Below are 17,856 nucleotides of genomic sequence, written 5' to 3'. Positions count from 1 at the left end.
GTGATGTCGGGGCCTGCTCTCGGCGCTGCGCCTGCGACGGAACCCGTCAGTCGCAGGGTCATTCCGGATGCTGTGAGAGCCGGTACCTGCCGGGGGTCATCCCGACGAGCGGGGTGAACTGCTCGATGAACTGACTGCTCGTCGCCCAGCCGCACGCCGCGGCCGTGTCGGTCACGGAGGCTCCGTCGGCGAGCAGGACGAGCGCGCGGTGCACCCGCAGCTGGAGTCGCCACTGCCGGTAGCCCATGCCGGTCTCGTGCGGGAACAGCCGGCTCAGGGTCCGCTCCGATGCGCCGATCCGGCGCCCGAGCTCGCCGAGCCCGACGGGAGCCGACAGCTCGTCCTCGACGATGCGGGCGACGCGCTGGAGCCGATGGTCCCGGGGCTCCGGGAGATGCAGCGGCTGCTCGGGCGCGGCGACGGTCTCGTCGACGATCACGCGGCGCAGGTGATCGAGCGCTTCGGCGCTGCGCGGTCGGCCCGCCGTCATCGCCAGGACCGCCTCGCGGGCCAGCGGCGTGGCGACGACGACGGCGGGGCCGGCGGGGAGCGCGGCGGCGAGCTCGTCGGGGAGATGGACGATCCGCATGTCCGTGCGGCCGTGTGCGCGGTGGCGGTGCTCGACGCCGGCCGGCACCCAGGCGAAGCGCGACGAGGGAGCGATCCAGGTGCCGTCGTCGGTGATCAGGGACAGCACTCCGGATGCCGCGTGCACGAGATGCCCGCGGCGGTGGGAGTGGCGAGGCGAGGTCTCCGCGTGGGCGAAGCGGTACGCGCCCTCCGAGGGGAACGGGTCGTCGGCCGTGAAGTCGACGAGGTGAAGATCGACGAGGCGGGGAGAATGGCGGGTATTCGACATCACAAGGCAGTCTACGTGTTTCGCGACGACGGTCGTCACTGCTGGAGTGGACTCATGAGCACGATCGACCAGCATCCCGACACCGCCTCCACGCCTCTGGCGGTGCCGTCTCACCGGCGGGGCGGGGTGTTCCTCGGCGCCTACGTCGGCGCAGGACTGCTCCTGATCGCCCTCAACCTCCGCATGGGGGTCGTCTCCGTCGGGCCGGCGCTCTCGGCGATCGAGGCCGATCTCGGTCTCCCGTCCGCGGCGGCGGGTCTGCTGACCACGATCCCCGTCTTCGCCTTCGGGGCGTTCGCGTTCCTCACGCCCGCGCTCACTCGGCGGATCGGGCTGCACCGGCTGCTCGCACTCACGATGGCGGTCGTCGCGATCGGCATCGGCATCCGTCTCCTGCCGTCGCCCGTCGCGCTCTTCGGCGGGACGGTGCTCATCGGCGCGGGCATCGCCGTGGCCAACGTCTGCATGCCCGCGGTGATCAAGCAGGACTTCGCCCACCGCGTCGGCCTCATGATGGGCCTCTACTCCACGGCCCTGTTCGTCGGCGCGGCCGCGGCTGCGGCGCTGACGGTGCCGTTCATGACGGCGTTCGACGGCTCGTGGCGGGGTGCGCTGGGAGTGTGGGCGATTCCCGCCGTGCTCGCTCTGCTGCTCTGGCTTCCGCGTGCGCTGCGGGGAGCAGGCTCTCCGCGAGGAGCGGCGCCTGCGGATGCGATCATCGAGCCGCGAGACGAACCCCGCCTGTCACGGCTGCTGCGCGATCCGGTGGCGTGGGCGGTGACGGCCTTCATGGGGCTGCAGAGCCTCAGCTATTACGCGGCGCTGACCTGGATCCCGACCCTGCTGCAGGACTCCGGGGTCGCGGCATCCGATGCGGGACTGCTGCTGTCGTACTCCAGCCTGCCCGGCATCGCCGCGGCTCTTCTCACCCCGACGCTCGCGCGTCGAATCCGCCCCCGCTGGCTGCCCGTGCTCATCGCCTCGCTCCTGTGCGCGGCGGGCCTCGTGGGACTCCTCGTCGCCCCGTTCGAGCCCCTGGTGTGGGTGTGGATGACGCTTCTCGGGTTCGGTCAGGGCGCCTCGATCACCCTCTCGCTGAACTACATCGTGCTGCGGTCTCCGGATGCCGCGCACACCGCGCACCTGTCGACCATGGCGCAGGGGATGGGCTACCTGCTGGCCGGGTTCGGGCCGATCGGGCTCGGTCTGCTGCACGCCCTGGTCGGCGGATGGGTCGTGCCCGTCGTCGCGCTGCTCCTGCTGCTCACGGTGCAGACGGTGGCGGGGGCCGCGGCCGGGCGCGATCGCCATGTGCGCGGCTGAGCGCGACGGGCGACCTCCGTTCAGGCGAAGGCGCTCATCCCGGTGATGTCGCGGCCGAGCAGCAGTGCCTGCACGCTCTCGGTGCCCTCGTACGTGTGGATCGCCTCGATGTCGGCCATGTGCTGCATGACGCCGTTCTCGAGCAGGATGCCGTTGCCCCCGAGCAGGTCGCGGGCCGTCGAGGCGATGCGGCGGGCGGCGCGGGTGTTGTGGAACTTGGCGAGCGACGCCTGCGTCGGCCGCAGCTCTCCGGCCGTCTCCAGGTCGGCGAGGCGACGGCAGTACAGCTGCATGGCGGTGAGGTCCTCGAGCATGTGCGTGAGCCGCTCCTGCACCATCTGGAACTTCGCGAGCGGCTTGCCGAACTGCACGCGCTCCTTCGCGTAGGCGAGTGCGGCCTCGTAGCAGGCGGTCGCGTGCCCGAGAGCCGACCAGGCCACGCCGGATCGCGTCGCGTAGAGCACGGTCGACGCGTCCTTGAAGCTGTGGGTGCCGGGGAGCACGGCGTCCAGGGGCACCCGCACGTCGTCCAGGGCGATGTGCGCCTGGTAGATCGCGCGCAGCGAGGCCTTGCCGCGGATGACGGTGCCGACGTAGCCGGGGGTGTCCTGCTCGATGAGGAAGCAGCGGACGGCGCCGTGCTCGGCGGCATCCGGGTCGTCGACGCGCGCCCACACGAACGTGATGCCGCCGGAGGCGCCGTTGCCGATCCACTTCTTGGTGCCGCGGATGACCCACTCCTCGCCGTCTCGACGGGCGACGGTCTCGAGCGACACGGAGTCGGAGCCGTGATCGGGCTCGGTGAGGGCGAACGAGCCGAGGACGGAGCCGTCGGCGAGGCCCGTCAGCCACTTCTCCTGCTGTGCGTCGGAGCCGAACAGCGCGAGCGTGCGCAGCGCGAGACCGCCCTGCACGGCGAGCACGGTGCCGAGCGATCCGTCTCCGCGGGAGATCTCCATGTTCACGAGCCCCGCGGCCAGTGGAGACAGGCGGGTGAGCGACGGATGCTCGATGCCGTCGACGACGAGGTCCATCTCGCCCATGCGGCGGGCGGCATCCAGCGGGTACTCCGCGCGATCCCAGGCATCCGCCATCTGCGGGCCGACCTCGTCGATGTACGCGCGTGCGCGATCCCACGCCTCGCGGTCGGCGGCGGGGATGTCGAGGAAGACGGCGTAGTAGTCGCTGTCCTGGCGACCGGTGATGTCGTACGACGAGACGCGCTCGCCGGGGAAGGGGGAAGCTGCAGTGCTCATGGGAGGGCTCCTTCGTGGCACCAAGTATCGTACTCCTCGATACTCAGTTTCACGACCCCGGGCGCGCGAGACCGCCGAGTCCGGGCGCGCGAGACCGCCGAGCCGTCGCGAACGGCGTGTGCGTGCGCCGAGAACCCGCCGTTCGAGACGGGTCGCGACGCGGGGTGAGGGGCGCGAGCCCGGGAGCTCAGTCGAGCTGCGTGCGCAGGCGGCGGGTGACCTCGGCGATCGGCATCGAACGGGGGAAGACGGCGACCACCACGTCGTCCGGCGCTTCCGCAGGTGCCTCAGCGGGCACGCCGTAGCGGCGCCGCACATCGGCCAGCGCCGACTGCAGCGTCGACAGCGGCACCTTCTTCTTGCCGCGCAGCAACTGGCGCAGCACGTGGTTGTGCACCGCAGTCACGAGGGCGGCGAAGCCCACCGCGTCCAGCGGGTCGATACCGGGGAGGGATGTGCGCAGGTAGTCGTCGAACAGGCGCTCGTAGCGGAACACGGTGATGATCTCCCGCTCACGCAGCACGGGGACCTGCCGCACGATCTGGTAGCGACGACGCGCGAGCTCCGGATCGTTCGCGAAATGCGAGAAGACGGACTCGGATGCCGCGCAGACCGCGCCCCACGGGTCTTCGTGCCCCTCGGCGAGGAACTCCCTGAGCTGCTCGATGAGGACCTCGTGATCGGCGAACACCACGTCCTCCTTGCCGCCGAACTGGCGGAAGAAGGTCGATCGCGAGACGCCGGCGGCCTTGGCGATCTGCTCGACGGACGTCTGGTCGAAACCCTGGGTCTGGAACAGTTCGAGCGCTGCGGCGACGACGGCGGAGCGCGGTTCGGGGAAGTCTCGCATGACGAAAGCCTAGAACCTCGCGGGCGAACTGCGAGGCGGCTTCCCGGCGCGGGGCGCTCAGAGCGAGGTAGTAAGCTGGGGGACTGGTCGATGTCTCGACATCGAGAGAAAAACCAGCCGCATCCCAGTGAAGGAACCACAGTGGATCTGTACGAGTACCAGGCACGAGACGTTTTCGAGAAGTACGGAGTGCCGGTCCTCGCCGGCATCGTCGCCGACACCCCCGAGGAGGTGAAGGCAGCCGCTGAGAAGATCGGCGGAGTCGTCGTCGTCAAGGCGCAGGTCAAGACCGGTGGTCGCGGCAAGGCAGGCGGCGTCAAGGTCGCGAAGACCCCCGAAGAGGCGTACGAGGCGGCCAAGGCCATCCTCGGCCTCGACATCAAGGGCCACATCGTCAAGCGCGTCATGGTCGCCCAGGGCGCCCGCATCGCCGAGGAGTTCTACTTCTCCGTGCTGCTCGACCGCGCCAACCGCTCCTACCTGAGCCTCTGCTCGGTCGAGGGCGGCATGGAGATCGAGGAGCTCGCCGTCGAGCGTCCAGAGGCGCTCGCCCGCGTCGAGGTCAACCCGCTCACGGGCATCGACAAGGCGAAGGCCGTCGAGATCGCCCGCGCGGCGAACTTCCCCGAGGACCTCGTCGAGAAGGTCTCCGACGTCTTCGTGAAGCTCTTCGACGTCTACAAGGGCGAGGATGCGACGCTCGTCGAGGTCAACCCGCTGGTCCGCACCGAAGAGGGCGACATCATCGCGCTCGACGGCAAGGTCACGCTCGACGACAACGCCTCCGAGATCCGCCACCCCGAGCACGAGGCGCTCGAGGACAAGGACGCCGCAGACCCGCTCGAGGCCAAGGCCAAGGCGAGCGGCCTGAACTACGTGAAGCTCGACGGCGAGGTCGGCATCATCGGCAACGGCGCAGGCCTGGTCATGTCGACGCTCGACGTCGTCGCCTACGCCGGTGAGAACCACAACGGCGTCAAGCCCGCCAACTTCCTCGACATCGGAGGCGGCGCCTCTGCCGAGGTCATGGCCGCGGGTCTCGACGTGATCCTCGGCGACCCGCAGGTCAAGAGCGTGTTCGTCAACGTCTTCGGCGGCATCACGGCGTGCGACGCCGTGGCCAACGGCATCAAGGGCGCCCTCGAGACGCTGGGCGCCGCGGCATCCAAGCCCCTCGTCGTGCGCCTCGACGGCAACCGCGTCGACGAGGGTCGCGCGATCCTCGCCGAGTACGCGCACCCGCTCGTCACCCTGGCCGCCACGATGGACGAGGGCGCCGACAAGGCCGCCGAGCTCGCCAACGCCTGATCGCAGAGAGACACAAGGACTAGAGAAATGTCGATCTACCTCAACAAGAACTCCAAGGTCATCGTCCAGGGCATCACCGGCGGCGAGGGCACCAAGCACACGGCGCTCATGCTGAAGGCCGGCACCCAGGTCGTCGGAGGCGTCAACGCCCGTAAGGCCGGCACCACGGTCGCGCACACGGACAAGGACGGCAACGCCGTCGAGCTCCCCGTCTTCGCCTCGGTCGCCGAGGCCATGAAGGAGACCGGCGCCGACGTGTCGATCGCCTTCGTCCCCGGCGCCTTCACGAAGGACGCGATGATCGAGGCCATCGACGCCGAGATCCCGCTCCTCGTCGTCATCACCGAGGGCGTCCCCGTCGGCGACTCGGCCGAGGCCTGGGCCTACGCGCAGAGCAAGGGCAACAAGACCCGCATCATCGGTCCGAACTGCCCCGGCATCATCACCCCCGGTGAGGCGCTCGTCGGCATCACCCCGGCGAACATCACCGGCAAGGGCCCGATCGGACTCGTGTCGAAGTCGGGAACCCTGACCTACCAGATGATGTTCGAACTGCGCGACCTGGGCTTCTCGACCGCCATCGGCATCGGCGGCGACCCGGTCATCGGCACCACGCACATCGACGCGCTCGCCGCGTTCGAGGCCGACCCCGAGACCAAGGCCATCGTCATGATCGGCGAGATCGGCGGCGACGCGGAAGAGCGCGCGGCCGACTACATCAAGGCGAACGTCACGAAGCCGGTCGTCGGCTACGTCGCGGGCTTCACCGCCCCCGAGGGCAAGACCATGGGCCACGCCGGCGCCATCGTCTCGGGCTCTGCGGGCACCGCTCAGGCGAAGAAGGAGGCCCTCGAGGCCGCCGGGGTCAAGGTCGGCAAGACGCCGTCCGAGACCGCCGACCTGATGCGCGCGATCGTGGAAGCTCTCTGATCTGAGCTACGCTTGACATGAAGGCCCCGGGCTCCACCCCGGGGCCTTCATGCATGTCCGGCTGCGCATCCGCTCGGGCATCCCGCTCGCCCGTTCGTGCACTCGGGCGGATGCTCGCCCTCGTGTTTTTCGGAGAGTTGTCGCTTTTTCGGATGATCGGCGGCGGATCGTCCGATGAACGTGCGACGGTCCGATGAATGTGCGACGGTCCGAGGGTCGGTGGGGATGCTGCGTACTCGCTCGTGGCATCCGGCTGCGGCATCCGCACGGGCATCCGCTCGCCCGTTCGTGCACTCGGGCAGATGCTCGCCTTGTGTTTTTCGGAGGGTTGTCGCTTTTTCGGATGATCGGCGGCGGATCGTCCGAGGAACGTGCGATCGTCCGATGAACGTGCGACGGTCCGAGGGGCGGTGAGACGACAGAGGGGCGGCAGAGATGACAGAGCGGCGGCAGAGATGACAGAGGGGCGGCAGAGACGGCAGAGGGGGCGGCAGAGACGACAGAGGGGCGGATGCCGCAGCATCCGCCCCTCTGTCGTGCGGGTGTCAGGCGCCGAGCAGCGCCTCGATCGGGCCGCGGGCGAAGAACAGCACGAAGCCGACGCCGACCGCCCACAGCAGCGGGTGGATCGTCTTGGCCTTGCCGGAGAACGCGTTCACGACGATCCAGCTGACGAAGCCCGCTCCGATGCCGTTGGCGATCGAGTAGGTCATCGGCATCACCGTGGCGGTGAGGAACACCGGCAGCAGCACGCGGAAGTCGCTCAGGTCGATGTTCTTGATCTGCGAGAGCATCATGGCGCCGACGAGCACGAGGGCCGCCGCGGCGACGGCGCTGGGCACCAGGGACGTGAGCGGCGTGAAGAACATCGCGAGCAGGAACATCGCGCCGGTGATGACTGTCGCGAAGCCCGTGCGGGCGCCCTCGCCGATGCCGGCGCCCGACTCCACGAACACCGTGGCCGACGACGACGAGGTGCCGCCTCCGACGATCGCGCCGACGCCCTCGACCACGAGGGCCGACTTGATCCGGGGGAAGTCGCCCTTCTCGTCGGCGAGGTCGGCTTCCTTGGCGAGACCGGTCATGGTGCCCATGGCGTCGAAGAAGTTCGAGAACAGCAGCGTGAAGACGAACATCACCAGGGTGACGCCGCCGACCTTCGCGAAGTCGAAGCCGAAGTCGACCTGGCCGATCAGGCTCAGGTCGGGGAGCCCCACGATGCTGCCGTTGAATCCGAAGTCCTGGCCGAAGGGCCAGATGAGGTTGACCAGCGCTGCGAGCACGGAGCCGCCGACCAGGGCGATGAGGATGGCGCCCTTGATGCGCAGGGCGATGAGCACACCGCCGATCAGCAGCGTGATGACGAACAGCAGGGTGGGGATGGATGCCACGGAGCCGCCGATGCCGAGATCGACCGGGGGAGAGGCGTTCTTGGTCGAGGTGACGAACCCGGCGTTCACGAAGCCGATGAAAGCGATGAAGAGGCCGATGCCGACCGTGATCGCGAGCTTGAGCTGCACGGGGACGGCATCGAAGATCAGCTTGCGCAGACCGGTCGCCGCGAGCAGCACGATGATCACGCCGTTGATCATGACCAGCGCCATGGCCTCCGGCCAGGTCACGGTGCCGACGACCGTGAAGGCGAGGAACGCGTTGATGCCGAGGCCGGCGGCGAAGGCGAACGGCAGTCGGGTGACGAGCCCGAAGAGGATCGTCATGATCCCGGCGGTCAGTGCGGTGGCTGCGGCGACCGCGGGGCCGGACAGCACGTGGCCGTCGACGTCGGGGGTGGCGAGGATGATCGGGTTGAGGATCACGATGTAGGCCATGGTGACGAAGGTCACCAGGCCTCCGCGCACCTCGGTGCCGATCGTGGATCCGCGCTTGCTGATCTCGAAGAAGCGGTCGAGAGCGTTCGTGGGCTCTGCGCTCGCGCGGACAGGGGACGGGGCAGTTGTCATCGGGGGAACCTCCGTGGAGACGATATCGTGTCGCCCGAGTCGCGCGCGCCCCGAGGGGAGCCGCAGGTTCTCGTCGTAGTCTCGAAGGGATATGCAACGCCTCCTCGTCGCGCTCCTCGCGGCCGTCGACGCAGCCATCGCGGCCGCGATCGGTCTCGCCGTGCTGCTGGCGCCCCTCACCCTGCTCTGGACGCTCGCGTTCGGCGTCGGCGCCGACTGGGGCGCCCTGTGGCCTCTCACGGGAACCCTGTGGCAGTTCGGGCACGGAGTGCCGTTGGATCTGACGATCCCCGCCGAGGTGCTGACCGCCGCCGGGATCGCCCCGGAGGCGGCGTCGTTCACGCTGTCGGTGACGCCCCTGGCCTTCCTCGTCTTCACGCTGCTCTTCGCCGCGCGATCCGGTGCGCGGGCGGCTCGCGCGGGCACCTGGCTGCTCGGCGCGCTCTCGGGATCCGCCGCGTTCGCGCTGATCGCCGTCGGCGTCGCGCTGACCTCGAGCCTCGGCGTCGCCCGCACGCCTCTCGCTCTCGCGATCCTGCTGCCGTCGGCCGTCTACCTCGTCGGCGCCGTGTGCGGAGCGGTGCGCATCGCGTGGGAGGACGGCGATGGCGGGATCCTCGACCGTGTTCACGACGCCGTCGACTCCTGGGGTGAGTGGGGACCGGTGCCCGCCGCAGCGGTGCGGGGAGCGGCCTTCGCGGTCGTCGGCGTGGTCGCGGCATCCGCGCTCGCCGTCGCGGTGATGACGATGCTGCGCGGAGGGCAGGTCGTGGCGCTCTTCGAAGCCGCCAGGGTCGACGTGCTCGGCGCCACCGTGCTCACCCTCGGACACCTCGCCTACCTGCCCACGCTGATCGTCTGGGCGGCCTCCTGGCTCGCAGGTCCCGGCTTCGCCGTCGGCGCCGGCACCGCGGTGTCGCCGGCGGGCACGCAGCTCGGCGTGGTGCCCGGCATCCCGGTGCTGGGCCTGCTGCCCGAGAACGGCTCGATGTGGATGCTGGTGGTGGTGCTCGTCCCCATCGCGGCCGGCGCCTTCGCCGGCTGGGCGGTGCGCTCCCGTCTCGTCTGGGAGGGCACGCCGCTCGGTCTGGCCCAGCGCGGGGCGATCGCGCTGGGGATCGCCGTGCTCACTGCCGGCGTGGCCGCGACGGCCGCTGTCGTCGCGAACGGATCGATCGGTCCGGGGCGGCTCGGAGTGGTCGGACCCGCGGCGCTGCCCTTCGCGCTGGCGCTCGGCGGCGAGGTGCTGATCGGCGCCGCGATCCTGCTGCTCGCGCCCCGTCACCGCGACGAGCTCGCGGAGGAGCGCACCGATCGGTGGATCGCCGAGATGGCGGCATCCGACCTGCCGCTGAACGATGCGCCGGATGCCGGTTCCTCCTTCGACACGACGCCGCTGGACGATCTCCCCCCGCGCGGCTCCGGGGGCTGACATGCGGGTCGGGCGCGTTGCGGCGCCCCGGTAGACTGGGCGCGTGCTCACGGTCGCCGTTCTCATCTCGGGCACAGGCTCGAATCTTCGTGCCCTCCTCGAGGCTGCTCGTCACCCCGACTTCCCCGCGCGGGTCGTCGTGGTCGGAGCCGACCGCGAAGCCGAAGGGCTCGCGCACGCCGAGGAGTTCGGCATCCAGAGCTTCACGGTGCCGTGGCACCTGCACGAGAGCCGCGAGCACTGGGGCGAGGAGGTCGGCCGTCAGCTCGACGTCTGGAAGCCGGACCTCGTCGTGCTCAGCGGACTCATGCGCCTGCTGCCGCCGTCTCTCGTCGCCGCGTACTCGCCGCGTCTGATCAACACCCACCCGGCCTACCTGCCGGAGTTCCCCGGAGCGCACGGCGTCCGCGATGCGCTCGCCGCCGGAGCCGCCGAGACCGGGGCCAGCGTGATCGTCGTCGACGACGGCGTCGACACCGGCCCCATCCTCGCGCAGGAGCGCGTGCCGATCGTCGAGGGCGACACCGAGCACACGCTGCACGAGCGCATCAAGCCCGTCGAGCGCCGACTCCTCATCGACGTGGTGCGACGCATCGCGACCGGCGAGCTCGCGCTGTCCTCCGCTTCCTGACCCCTCACCCTCGCACGAAGGAGCCCTCCATGGCCGGCCCCCGCCACGACCCCTCGCTGTACCGCGATCGCGATGCGGTCCCGATCCGCCGCGCGCTCGTCTCGGTGAGCGACAAGACCGGGCTGCTGGCCCTCGCCGCGGCGCTCGCCGAATCCGGCGCCGAGATCGTGTCGACGGGCTCCACCGCCACGACGATCCGAGAGGCGGGCTTCGAGGTCACCGACGTCGCCGCCGTCACCGGCGTCGACGAGATGCTCGACGGCCGCGTCAAGACGCTGCACCCGAAGATCCACGGCGGCCTCCTCGCCGACCTGCGGCTGGAAGATCACGAAGGACAGCTCGAGCACCTCGGCATCGCACCGTTCGAGCTCGTGGTGGTGAACCTGTACCCGTTCGTCGAGACCGTGGCCTCTGGCGCTCAGGGCGATGACGTCGTCGAGCAGATCGACATCGGCGGCCCTGCCATGGTGCGCGCCGCCGCGAAGAACCACGCCAACGTCGCCATCGTCGTCTCGCCGGAGTCGTATCCGGCGATCGTGGGCGCGATCAAGGAGGGCGGCACGTCCCTCTCGCAGCGCCGCGAGCTCGCGGCGCGCGCCTTCGCCCACACGGCTGCCTACGACGCGGCGGTCGCCTCGTGGTTCGCCGAGGGGACCCTGATCGACCAGGGCGACCTGCCGGCCCACCTCACGATCCAGGCCGAGCGTCTCGCGACCCTCCGCTACGGCGAGAACTCCCACCAGCGCGGCGCGATCTACACGCGCGCCGGCGGCCACGGCATCGCCCAGGCGACGCAGCTGCAGGGCAAGGAGATGTCGTACAACAACTACGTCGATGCGGATGCCGCCCTGCGCGCCGCCTACGACATGGTGCTGCCCGCCGTCGCGATCATCAAGCACGCGAACCCGTGCGGCATCGCCACCACCGCGCCGAACGCCCTCGACCCGATCGCCAGCGCGCACCTGCGGGCCCACGAGTGCGACCCGGTGTCGGCGTACGGCGGAGTCATCGCCGCGAACGGCACGGTCACCCTCAAGATGGCCGAGAACCTCAAGGACATCTTCACCGAGGTCATCGTCGCTCCCTCGTTCGAGCCCGCCGCGCTCGAGGTCTTCAAAGCCAAGAAGAACCTGCGTCTGCTGCAGCTCCCGGAGGACTGGCAGCAGGAGCGCATGGATGTCCGCCTGGTGTCCGGCGGCCTGCTGCTGCAGGACGCCGACCGGTTCCCCGACGACATCTGGTCGGTCGCGAAGAACTGGGAGCTCGTCTCGGGCGAGCGCCCGAGCGACGCGGAGATGGAGAACCTCATCTTCGCGTGGAAGGCGTGCCGCGCCGTGAAGTCGAACGCGATCGTGCTCGCGAAGGACAACGCCACCGTCGGCGTCGGCATGGGCCAGGTCAACCGCGTGGACTCCTGCCGTCTCGCCGTCGAGCGGGCGGGCGACCGCGCGACCGGATCGGTCGCGGCATCCGACGCGTTCTTCCCGTTCGCCGACGGCGCGCAGGTGCTCATCGATGCGGGCATCAAGGCGATCGTCCAGCCCGGCGGCTCGGTGCGCGACGAAGAGGTGGTGGATGCGGCCCGCAAGGCCGGCGTCACCATGTTCTTCACCGGGGAGCGCCACTTCTTCCACTGATCTCCGGCCCCGTCGCTCCAGGTCACGTCCGCGGAATCTATACTGGACGGACACTGGGGCGACGGGGCGACAGTATGACAGCACAGACGAGTGCGACTTCGGGTGACGGCACGTCGATGCCGTCGTGGCTGACTCCCGCGTCCTATTGGCTGCCGGCCCACTTCGTGGACTCCGCCTGGTCCACTCACGGGTCGTTCGCCGCCTGGATCGTCGACGTGCTGCGACCGCGGGATGTCATCGAGCTCGGCACCCACAACGGCTTCTCGTGTTTCGCGTTCGCGGAGGCGGCGAAGCGGATGGGTCACTCGATCACGATCCATGCGCTGGACAGCTGGGAAGGCGACGATCAGGCGGGCTTCTACGACGACTCCGTCTACCTCTCGGTGCGCGCGACCGCCGAGCGCGACTACGCCGGTTCGGTCGTGCTGCACCGCGGCTACTTCTCCGAGACGCGTCCGGAGTTCGCCGCAGCCTCCGCGGACCTCCTCCACATCGATGGGCGCCACGGCTATGAGGATGCCAGGGAGGACTACGAGCAGTGGCGTGACACTGTCCGCGACGGCGGGGTGATCCTCTTCCACGACATCGCCGAGCGGCGCGAGGGCTTCGGCGTCTGGAGGCTCTGGGAGGAGATCGCCGAGCCCGGCCGCTCCTTCACGTTCGAGCACGGCCACGGGCTCGGCGTGCTCGCCGTCGGCGACATCGCGCAGGAGCCGCTTCGCGTGCTCTTCGACGCTGATGCCGGCGTCGCCGACCGCATCAGGACCGACTTCGAACGACTCGGGGCGGTCATCGCCGAGATGGCGCGCATCCCGCATTTCGAGGCCGAGGTCGCCTCGTTGCACGATGTCGTGGACATGTTGCAGACCGAGCGTCTGCGCCTCACCGAGGTGATCGCCGCCCAGGATCGCTCGATCGCCTCGTTGCATGGCAGCACGAGTTGGGCGGTCACTGCGCCGCTGCGCGCGGCGAGCCGGATGATCAGACGAGACCGCTGACTCCGGTGCGGTGAGGCGGGACCACAGCGATGTCCGATTTCCGCCAGTGCGTGTCGGCGGGGCGTGACAGCATGGATCCATGAGCCTCCCCGTGATCGACTTCGACGAGCGGTACCGCGCCATCAGCGCCCGCGACACCCGCTTCGACGGGCAGTTCGTCACCGCCGTGCGATCGACCGGGATCTACTGCCGACCGAGCTGCCCTGCCCGCACCCCGAAGCCCGAGAACGTCACGTTCTACCCGACCAGCGCCGCGGCGCACGAGGCCGGCTACCGTGCGTGCAAGCGCTGCCTGCCGGAGGCCGCGCCCGGCTCACCGGCATGGGACATCCGGGGAGACACCGCCGCGCGGGCGATGCGGCTGATCGCCGACGGTGTCGTGGAGCGCGAGGGCGTGCCGGGGCTCGCCTCGCGTCTCGGGTACTCCAGCCGTCATCTGACCCGCCTCCTCGCCGCCGAGCTCGGTGCCGGGCCGCTCGCACTGGCCAGGGCCCATCGCGCCCACACGGCTCGCATGCTCCTCGTCGGCACCGACATGCCCGTGTCAGACGTCGCGTTCTCGGCCGGGTTCGCCAGCATCCGCCAGGGCAACGAGACGATCCGCGAGGTGTTCGGACTCACCCCGGGGGAGCTGCGCGCGCGCCGACGCAGGGACGCGGCGGCGGAGCCCACCCCTGGTGCGATCGACCTCGTGCTTCCGTATCGCGGTCCGTTCGACGCGGCCGGTGTGTTCGCGTGGATGGCTGCGCGGGCTGTACCTGACATCGAGACGGTCACGCCGAGCTCGTTCGCTCGGCATCTGCGCTTGGCAGGAGGTCCTGCGTGGTTCGAGGTGCGGCAGGACGCCTCCTCGCGGCTCCGTCTGCGCGCGAGCGTCACCCAGCTCGGCGACCTCGCCCCGCTCGTGGCGACCGTCCGCCGCATCTTCGATCTCGACGCCGACCCGCTGGCCGTCGACGACGCGTTGAGCTCGCATCCTGAGCTCGCGCCGCTGGTCGCCCGCACCCCCGGCATCCGCGTCCCCGGCTCAGCCGATCCGCACGAGATGCTCATCCGCGCGATGATCGGGCAGCAGATCACCGTGGTCGCGGCCCGCGCGGCGCTGACGGCCCTGGCCGACGCGCTCGGCGAGCGCACGCCGCACCCCGTTCCCGACGGAACGGGTGAGCCGGGGCTGCTGTTCCCGACGATGTCGGAGATCGCCGCGCACGGGGCAGAGGTGCTCCGCGGGCCCGCCGCGCGCATCAGGGCGATCGTGGGAGCAGCCGCCGCGCTCGCCGACGGCACCCTCACCCTCACCGTCGGCGACGACGGCGTGCAGCAGCGCTCCGCACTGCTCGCGATGCCCGGCATCGGCCCGTGGACCGCCGACTACGTGCGCATGCGCGTGCTCGGCGACCCCGACATCCTGCTCCCCGGAGATGTGGCCCTGCGCGCAGGCGCCGCGGCCTCCGGCCTGCCGGGAGACCCCGGCCCCCTCACGGACTGGGCCGAGCGCGTCGCGCCCTGGCGCAGCTACCTCAGCGCGCACCTGTGGCGCGCGGCGCCGGTCAGGCCGACGCGCACGAAGACGACGAAGAAGGAGACCCCATGAACGCCCTCATCCAGACCATCGACACCGCGGACGGCCCCTTCACGATCCTCGCCGACGACCGGCAGCGCGTGCTGTCCTCGGGGTGGACCGCCGATCAGGAGGCGATCCTCGACCGGCTCGCCGTCGCCCGTCGGCCGGAGTCGGTCGTCGAGGGGGAGACGGATGCCGCCTCCGCCGTTGTCGCCTACTACGGGGGCGACCTCGCGGCGATCGACACGGTCGCCGTGATGCAGACCGGCACCTCCCTGCAGCTCGCAGGATGGGAGCTCCTGCGCCGCATCGACCCCGGTGCGCCGCTGACCTACACGACCTTCGCGGCGCGTCTCGACAACCCTCGTGCTGTACGGGCGGCCGCGTCCATCTGCGCGCGCAACGCCCCCGCGCTGTTCGTGCCCTGTCATCGGGTGCTCCGTACAGACGGCACGTTCGGCGGCTTCGCGTGGGGAGTGCACGTCAAGGAGAGTCTCCTGGCGCGGGAGGCCGCCGCTCGTTGAGCCGATCCGACGACTCCGCGGCGTGCGAGTGGTGCGCGGCGACGAACCGGCACGGTATCCCCGCTCGTATGCTCGACGCGAGAAACGAGGTCGAGGAGGGCCGATGGCGCAGGTCGAGACGATCAGAACCTGGGTCGAGCGGCGGATGCCGGAGCTCGTCGCCGCGCACCGGGTCCCCGCGCTGTCGCTCGCGATCGGCCTCGGCGACGAGACGATCGAGTTCGCGACCGGCATCCTGAACCGCGCCACCGGCGTGGAGGCGACGACGGATGCGGTCTTCCAGATCGGCTCCGTCACCAAGGTGTTCACGGCGACGCTCGTGATGCAGCTCGTCGACGAGGGGCTGCTCGGGCTGGATCAGGCGGTGCGCGACATCCTGCCCGGATTCCGGGTGGCCGACGCCGACGCATCGGCGCGGATCACCGTGCGCCAGCTGCTCAGCCACTCCTCGGGCTTCGAGGGCGATGTGTTCGTCGACACGGGGGCGGGCGACGACAACCTGGAGCGCTACGTCGACATCCTCGCCGAGACTCCGCAGCTCTTCGCCCCCGGAGAGATGTTCTCGTACAACAACGCGGGGTTCTCGACCCTCGGCCGCCTCGTCGAGGTGCTGCGGGGAGCGCCGTACGACCGCGTGCTCCGCGAGCGCCTGCTCGATCCGCTCGGACTCCGGCACGCCGCCGTCGATGCGGAGGAGGCGATCCTCCACCGCACGGCGGTCGGACATCTGCGCACCGCGGCGGGAGACATCGCTCCGACGACCGTGTGGTCGATGGAGCGCTCGGGGAGTCCGGCGGGGTCCCGACTCGCGATGAGCGCGCGCGATCTGCTGGGCTTCGGACGCCTCCATCTCGCCGGAGGCGTCGCGGCGGACGGATCCCGGATGCTGTCCACGGCATCCGTCGAGGACATGCGCCGTCCCCAGGTGCGGCTGCCGGACATCGACCAGGGCGTCGCCTGGGGTCTCGGCTGGGAGCTCTTCGCACGCGACGGCCGCGTGCTCCCCGGTCATGACGGCAACACCATCGGTCAGTCGGCCTGCCTCCGTCTGCTCCCGGAGGAGGGGGTGGCGGTGGCCGTGCTCGCGAACGGAGGGGACCCCCATCCGGTGTTCGCCGAGCTGGTCGATGAGGTGCTGCGGGAGGTCGCGGGCATCGGCCAGAAGGAGACGCCCGCCGCATCCGGACCCGCTCCGCACGACGCCAGGCGCTTCGTGGGCCGCTACGAGTCCAGCACGGCGATCACGACGATCAGCCGCACCGACGACGGGCGGCTCTGGCTCGACCGCACGCCCCGGGGCGTCGTCGCCGACCTCGGCGATCTGCCCTACCGCACCGAGCTCGTCTCCTGGCGGGTCGACGTGCTGCTGCCCGTCGACCCGGAGGGCGGCGTGCGCCAGCCGATCGCCTTCCTGGGCGACGACGGCACGGGGCGCGCGGCGCACCTGCATACCGGACGCGCAGACAGGAGGATGGACTCATGAGCTTGGACCTTCACCGCCGCGCAGTCGTCGCGGACGCGCACAATGACCTGCTGTGCTCCGTCGCGAGCCGCGAACCCGATGAGTGGTCGGAGTACTTCCGTGCGCAGTGGCTGCCTCAGCTGCACACCGGCGGCGTCGACCTGCAGATCCTCCCCGTGTTCATCGACGACCAGTACCGTCCGGAGGGGGCGCTGCGCCGCACGCTCCGCATGATCGAGGCCGCACACCGGATCGCGGAGGACAACGCGGATGCCGTCTCCCTCTGTCTCACCGGCACGGAGGTCGACAGCGCGATCGAGGAGGGGCGCATCGCCCTGGTGCTGGCCCTCGAGGGCATGCCGGGGATCGGCGACGACGTCGAGCTGCTGGAGACCGTGCACCGTCTCGGCGTGCGCGTCGGGTCCATCGCGCACTTCGGCCGGAGCGCGTTCGGCGACGGCAGCGGCGAGGACGCCGCGGGCAGCCGCCTCACCAGGACCGGCGTCAGGGCGGTCGCCGAGATGGAGCGCATCGGGATGCTGTTCGACGTGAGCCACCTCGGCTCCGGCGGCGTCGACCACGTGCTCGAGCTCGCGACGCGACCGGTCATGGCCACGCACTCCTCGGCGCGGGCGCTGTTCGATCACCACCGCAACCTCACCGACGAGCAGGCGCGGGGGATCGCGGCCACGGGCGGCGTCGTGTGCGTGAACTTCTTCGCCGCCTACCTGCACGAGAGCGCGTACACGATCGACACGCTGCTCGATCACTTCGAGCACCTGGTCGGCGTCGCAGGCGTCGAACACGTGGGCATGGGACCGGATTTCGTGCGCGAGGTGCTGGCCGACACCACGGCGCCCTGCTGCGTGCAGGACACGGTGGAGGGCGTCCCTGCCGACGTGTACCTACCGGGGCTCGACGGCCCGGCAGGGCTGCCGCTGGTGACCGAGGCTCTGCTGGGCAGAGGGTGGGGAGAGGCTGATATCCTCGCCGTGCTCGGCGGGAACGTGCAGCGGCTGCTCCGCGCCGAGCTCGGCGTCGCCGGACGCCCCGCCTGATTCGTCGGCCCCGACGAACGGGGCCGGTTCCGTTCGACAGCTCCGACGAACGGCATGCGCGGC

General features: G+C 70.5%; 15 protein-coding genes. 11 read left to right on the top strand and 4 right to left on the bottom strand.

The window, feature by feature from the left end:
• Positions 1 to 58: 58 nt before the first annotated feature.
• Complete coding sequence (locus tag ACFVRO_RS16200; RefSeq protein ID WP_386954141.1) at positions 59 to 859, bottom strand: AraC family transcriptional regulator; 801 nt, start codon at positions 857 to 859, stop codon at positions 59 to 61.
• 54 nt (positions 860 to 913) lie between these two features.
• Here ACFVRO_RS16200 and ACFVRO_RS16195 point away from each other — a divergent pair, with 54 nt between their 5' ends.
• Complete coding sequence (locus tag ACFVRO_RS16195; protein ID WP_386954138.1) at positions 914 to 2,182, top strand: CynX/NimT family MFS transporter; 1,269 nt, start codon at positions 914 to 916, stop codon at positions 2,180 to 2,182.
• Positions 2,183 to 2,202: 20 nt separating this feature from the next.
• On the opposite strand, the gene ACFVRO_RS16190 is transcribed toward ACFVRO_RS16195, so the two are convergent.
• Entirely contained in the window at positions 2,203 to 3,438 is a 1,236-nt protein-coding gene (locus ACFVRO_RS16190) for an acyl-CoA dehydrogenase family protein (protein WP_386954135.1), read from the bottom strand.
• 187 nt (positions 3,439 to 3,625) lie between these two features.
• Positions 3,626 to 4,288: a TetR/AcrR family transcriptional regulator gene (locus ACFVRO_RS16185; RefSeq protein WP_105672753.1), complete on the bottom strand. Its 663-nt coding sequence runs from the start codon at positions 4,286 to 4,288 to the stop codon at positions 3,626 to 3,628.
• Between the two features lie 141 nt (positions 4,289 to 4,429).
• Here ACFVRO_RS16185 and sucC point away from each other — a divergent pair, with 141 nt between their 5' ends.
• Positions 4,430 to 5,596: an ADP-forming succinate--CoA ligase subunit beta gene (gene sucC / locus ACFVRO_RS16180; protein ID WP_105672754.1), complete on the top strand. Its 1,167-nt coding sequence runs from the start codon at positions 4,430 to 4,432 to the stop codon at positions 5,594 to 5,596.
• A 27-nt stretch (positions 5,597 to 5,623) separates the two neighbouring features.
• Positions 5,624 to 6,526 carry a succinate--CoA ligase subunit alpha gene (gene sucD, locus ACFVRO_RS16175; RefSeq protein ID WP_386954132.1) on the top strand — a complete coding sequence of 301 codons (903 nt, stop codon included), beginning with the start codon at positions 5,624 to 5,626 and terminating at the stop codon, positions 6,524 to 6,526.
• 545 nt (positions 6,527 to 7,071) lie between these two features.
• Here the strand turns inward: sucD and ACFVRO_RS16170 are convergent.
• On the bottom strand, positions 7,072 to 8,487 hold the full coding sequence (locus ACFVRO_RS16170; RefSeq protein ID WP_223586922.1) for an NCS2 family permease: 1,416 nt from the start codon (positions 8,485 to 8,487) through the stop codon (positions 7,072 to 7,074).
• A 91-nt stretch (positions 8,488 to 8,578) separates the two neighbouring features.
• On the opposite strand from ACFVRO_RS16170, the gene ACFVRO_RS16165 reads away from it, so the two are divergent.
• From ACFVRO_RS16165 to ACFVRO_RS16130, 8 genes are all read left to right on the top strand, one after another.
• Positions 8,579 to 9,919 carry a DUF6350 family protein gene (locus ACFVRO_RS16165; protein ID WP_386954129.1) on the top strand — a complete coding sequence of 447 codons (1,341 nt, stop codon included), beginning with the start codon at positions 8,579 to 8,581 and terminating at the stop codon, positions 9,917 to 9,919.
• Between the two features lie 43 nt (positions 9,920 to 9,962).
• Positions 9,963 to 10,550 (top strand): phosphoribosylglycinamide formyltransferase, encoded by a 588-nt coding sequence (purN, locus tag ACFVRO_RS16160; RefSeq protein WP_386954126.1) that lies wholly within the window; start codon positions 9,963 to 9,965, stop codon positions 10,548 to 10,550.
• Positions 10,551 to 10,579: 29 nt separating this feature from the next.
• A complete protein-coding gene (purH, locus tag ACFVRO_RS16155; protein WP_386954124.1) occupies positions 10,580 to 12,187 on the top strand; it encodes a bifunctional phosphoribosylaminoimidazolecarboxamide formyltransferase/IMP cyclohydrolase in 1,608 nt (535 codons plus the stop codon).
• A gap of 74 nt (positions 12,188 to 12,261) precedes the next feature.
• On the top strand, positions 12,262 to 13,185 hold the full coding sequence (locus tag ACFVRO_RS16150; RefSeq protein ID WP_386954121.1) for a class I SAM-dependent methyltransferase: 924 nt from the start codon (positions 12,262 to 12,264) through the stop codon (positions 13,183 to 13,185).
• A gap of 79 nt (positions 13,186 to 13,264) precedes the next feature.
• A complete protein-coding gene (locus tag ACFVRO_RS16145; RefSeq protein WP_386954118.1) occupies positions 13,265 to 14,779 on the top strand; it encodes a DNA-3-methyladenine glycosylase 2 family protein in 1,515 nt (504 codons plus the stop codon).
• A complete protein-coding gene (locus tag ACFVRO_RS16140; RefSeq protein WP_386954116.1) occupies positions 14,776 to 15,273 on the top strand; it encodes a methylated-DNA--[protein]-cysteine S-methyltransferase in 498 nt (165 codons plus the stop codon). Before ACFVRO_RS16145 ends, ACFVRO_RS16140 begins: the two co-directional genes overlap by 4 nt.
• A gap of 103 nt (positions 15,274 to 15,376) precedes the next feature.
• Positions 15,377 to 16,756, top strand: coding sequence for a serine hydrolase domain-containing protein (locus ACFVRO_RS16135; RefSeq protein ID WP_386954113.1), 1,380 nt, complete (start codon positions 15,377 to 15,379; stop codon positions 16,754 to 16,756).
• Complete coding sequence (locus ACFVRO_RS16130; RefSeq protein ID WP_386954110.1) at positions 16,753 to 17,793, top strand: dipeptidase; 1,041 nt, start codon at positions 16,753 to 16,755, stop codon at positions 17,791 to 17,793. The genes ACFVRO_RS16135 and ACFVRO_RS16130 overlap by 4 nt, the downstream gene beginning before the upstream one ends.
• The last annotated feature ends 63 nt before the right edge of the window (positions 17,794 to 17,856 follow it).

It is taken from the genome of Microbacterium sp. NPDC057944 (assembly GCF_042887445.1).
Lineage (GTDB): Bacteria > Actinomycetota > Actinomycetes > Actinomycetales > Microbacteriaceae > Microbacterium > Microbacterium natoriense.
Note: the sequence above shows the minus strand (reverse complement) of the source record. Positions and strands in the feature narration are given on the sequence as shown.

Bases quoted from the DNA above. Each gene is read 5' to 3' on its own strand.
- ACFVRO_RS16200 (WP_386954141.1), bottom strand. From the start codon at position 859: ATGTCGAATACCCGCCATTCTCCCCGCCTCGTCGATCTTCACCTCGTC.
- ACFVRO_RS16195 (WP_386954138.1), top strand. From the start codon at position 914: ATGAGCACGATCGACCAGCATCCCGACACCGCCTCCACGCCTCTGGCG.
- ACFVRO_RS16190 (WP_386954135.1), bottom strand. From the start codon at position 3,438: ATGAGCACTGCAGCTTCCCCCTTCCCCGGCGAGCGCGTCTCGTCGTAC.
- ACFVRO_RS16185 (WP_105672753.1), bottom strand. From the start codon at position 4,288: ATGCGAGACTTCCCCGAACCGCGCTCCGCCGTCGTCGCCGCAGCGCTC.
- sucD (WP_386954132.1), top strand. From the start codon at position 5,624: ATGTCGATCTACCTCAACAAGAACTCCAAGGTCATCGTCCAGGGCATC.
- ACFVRO_RS16170 (WP_223586922.1), bottom strand. From the start codon at position 8,487: ATGACAACTGCCCCGTCCCCTGTCCGCGCGAGCGCAGAGCCCACGAAC.
- ACFVRO_RS16165 (WP_386954129.1), top strand. From the start codon at position 8,579: ATGCAACGCCTCCTCGTCGCGCTCCTCGCGGCCGTCGACGCAGCCATC.
- purH (WP_386954124.1), top strand. From the start codon at position 10,580: ATGGCCGGCCCCCGCCACGACCCCTCGCTGTACCGCGATCGCGATGCG.
- ACFVRO_RS16150 (WP_386954121.1), top strand. From the start codon at position 12,262: ATGACAGCACAGACGAGTGCGACTTCGGGTGACGGCACGTCGATGCCG.
- ACFVRO_RS16145 (WP_386954118.1), top strand. From the start codon at position 13,265: ATGAGCCTCCCCGTGATCGACTTCGACGAGCGGTACCGCGCCATCAGC.
- ACFVRO_RS16140 (WP_386954116.1), top strand. From the start codon at position 14,776: ATGAACGCCCTCATCCAGACCATCGACACCGCGGACGGCCCCTTCACG.
- ACFVRO_RS16135 (WP_386954113.1), top strand. From the start codon at position 15,377: ATGGCGCAGGTCGAGACGATCAGAACCTGGGTCGAGCGGCGGATGCCG.
- ACFVRO_RS16130 (WP_386954110.1), top strand. From the start codon at position 16,753: ATGAGCTTGGACCTTCACCGCCGCGCAGTCGTCGCGGACGCGCACAAT.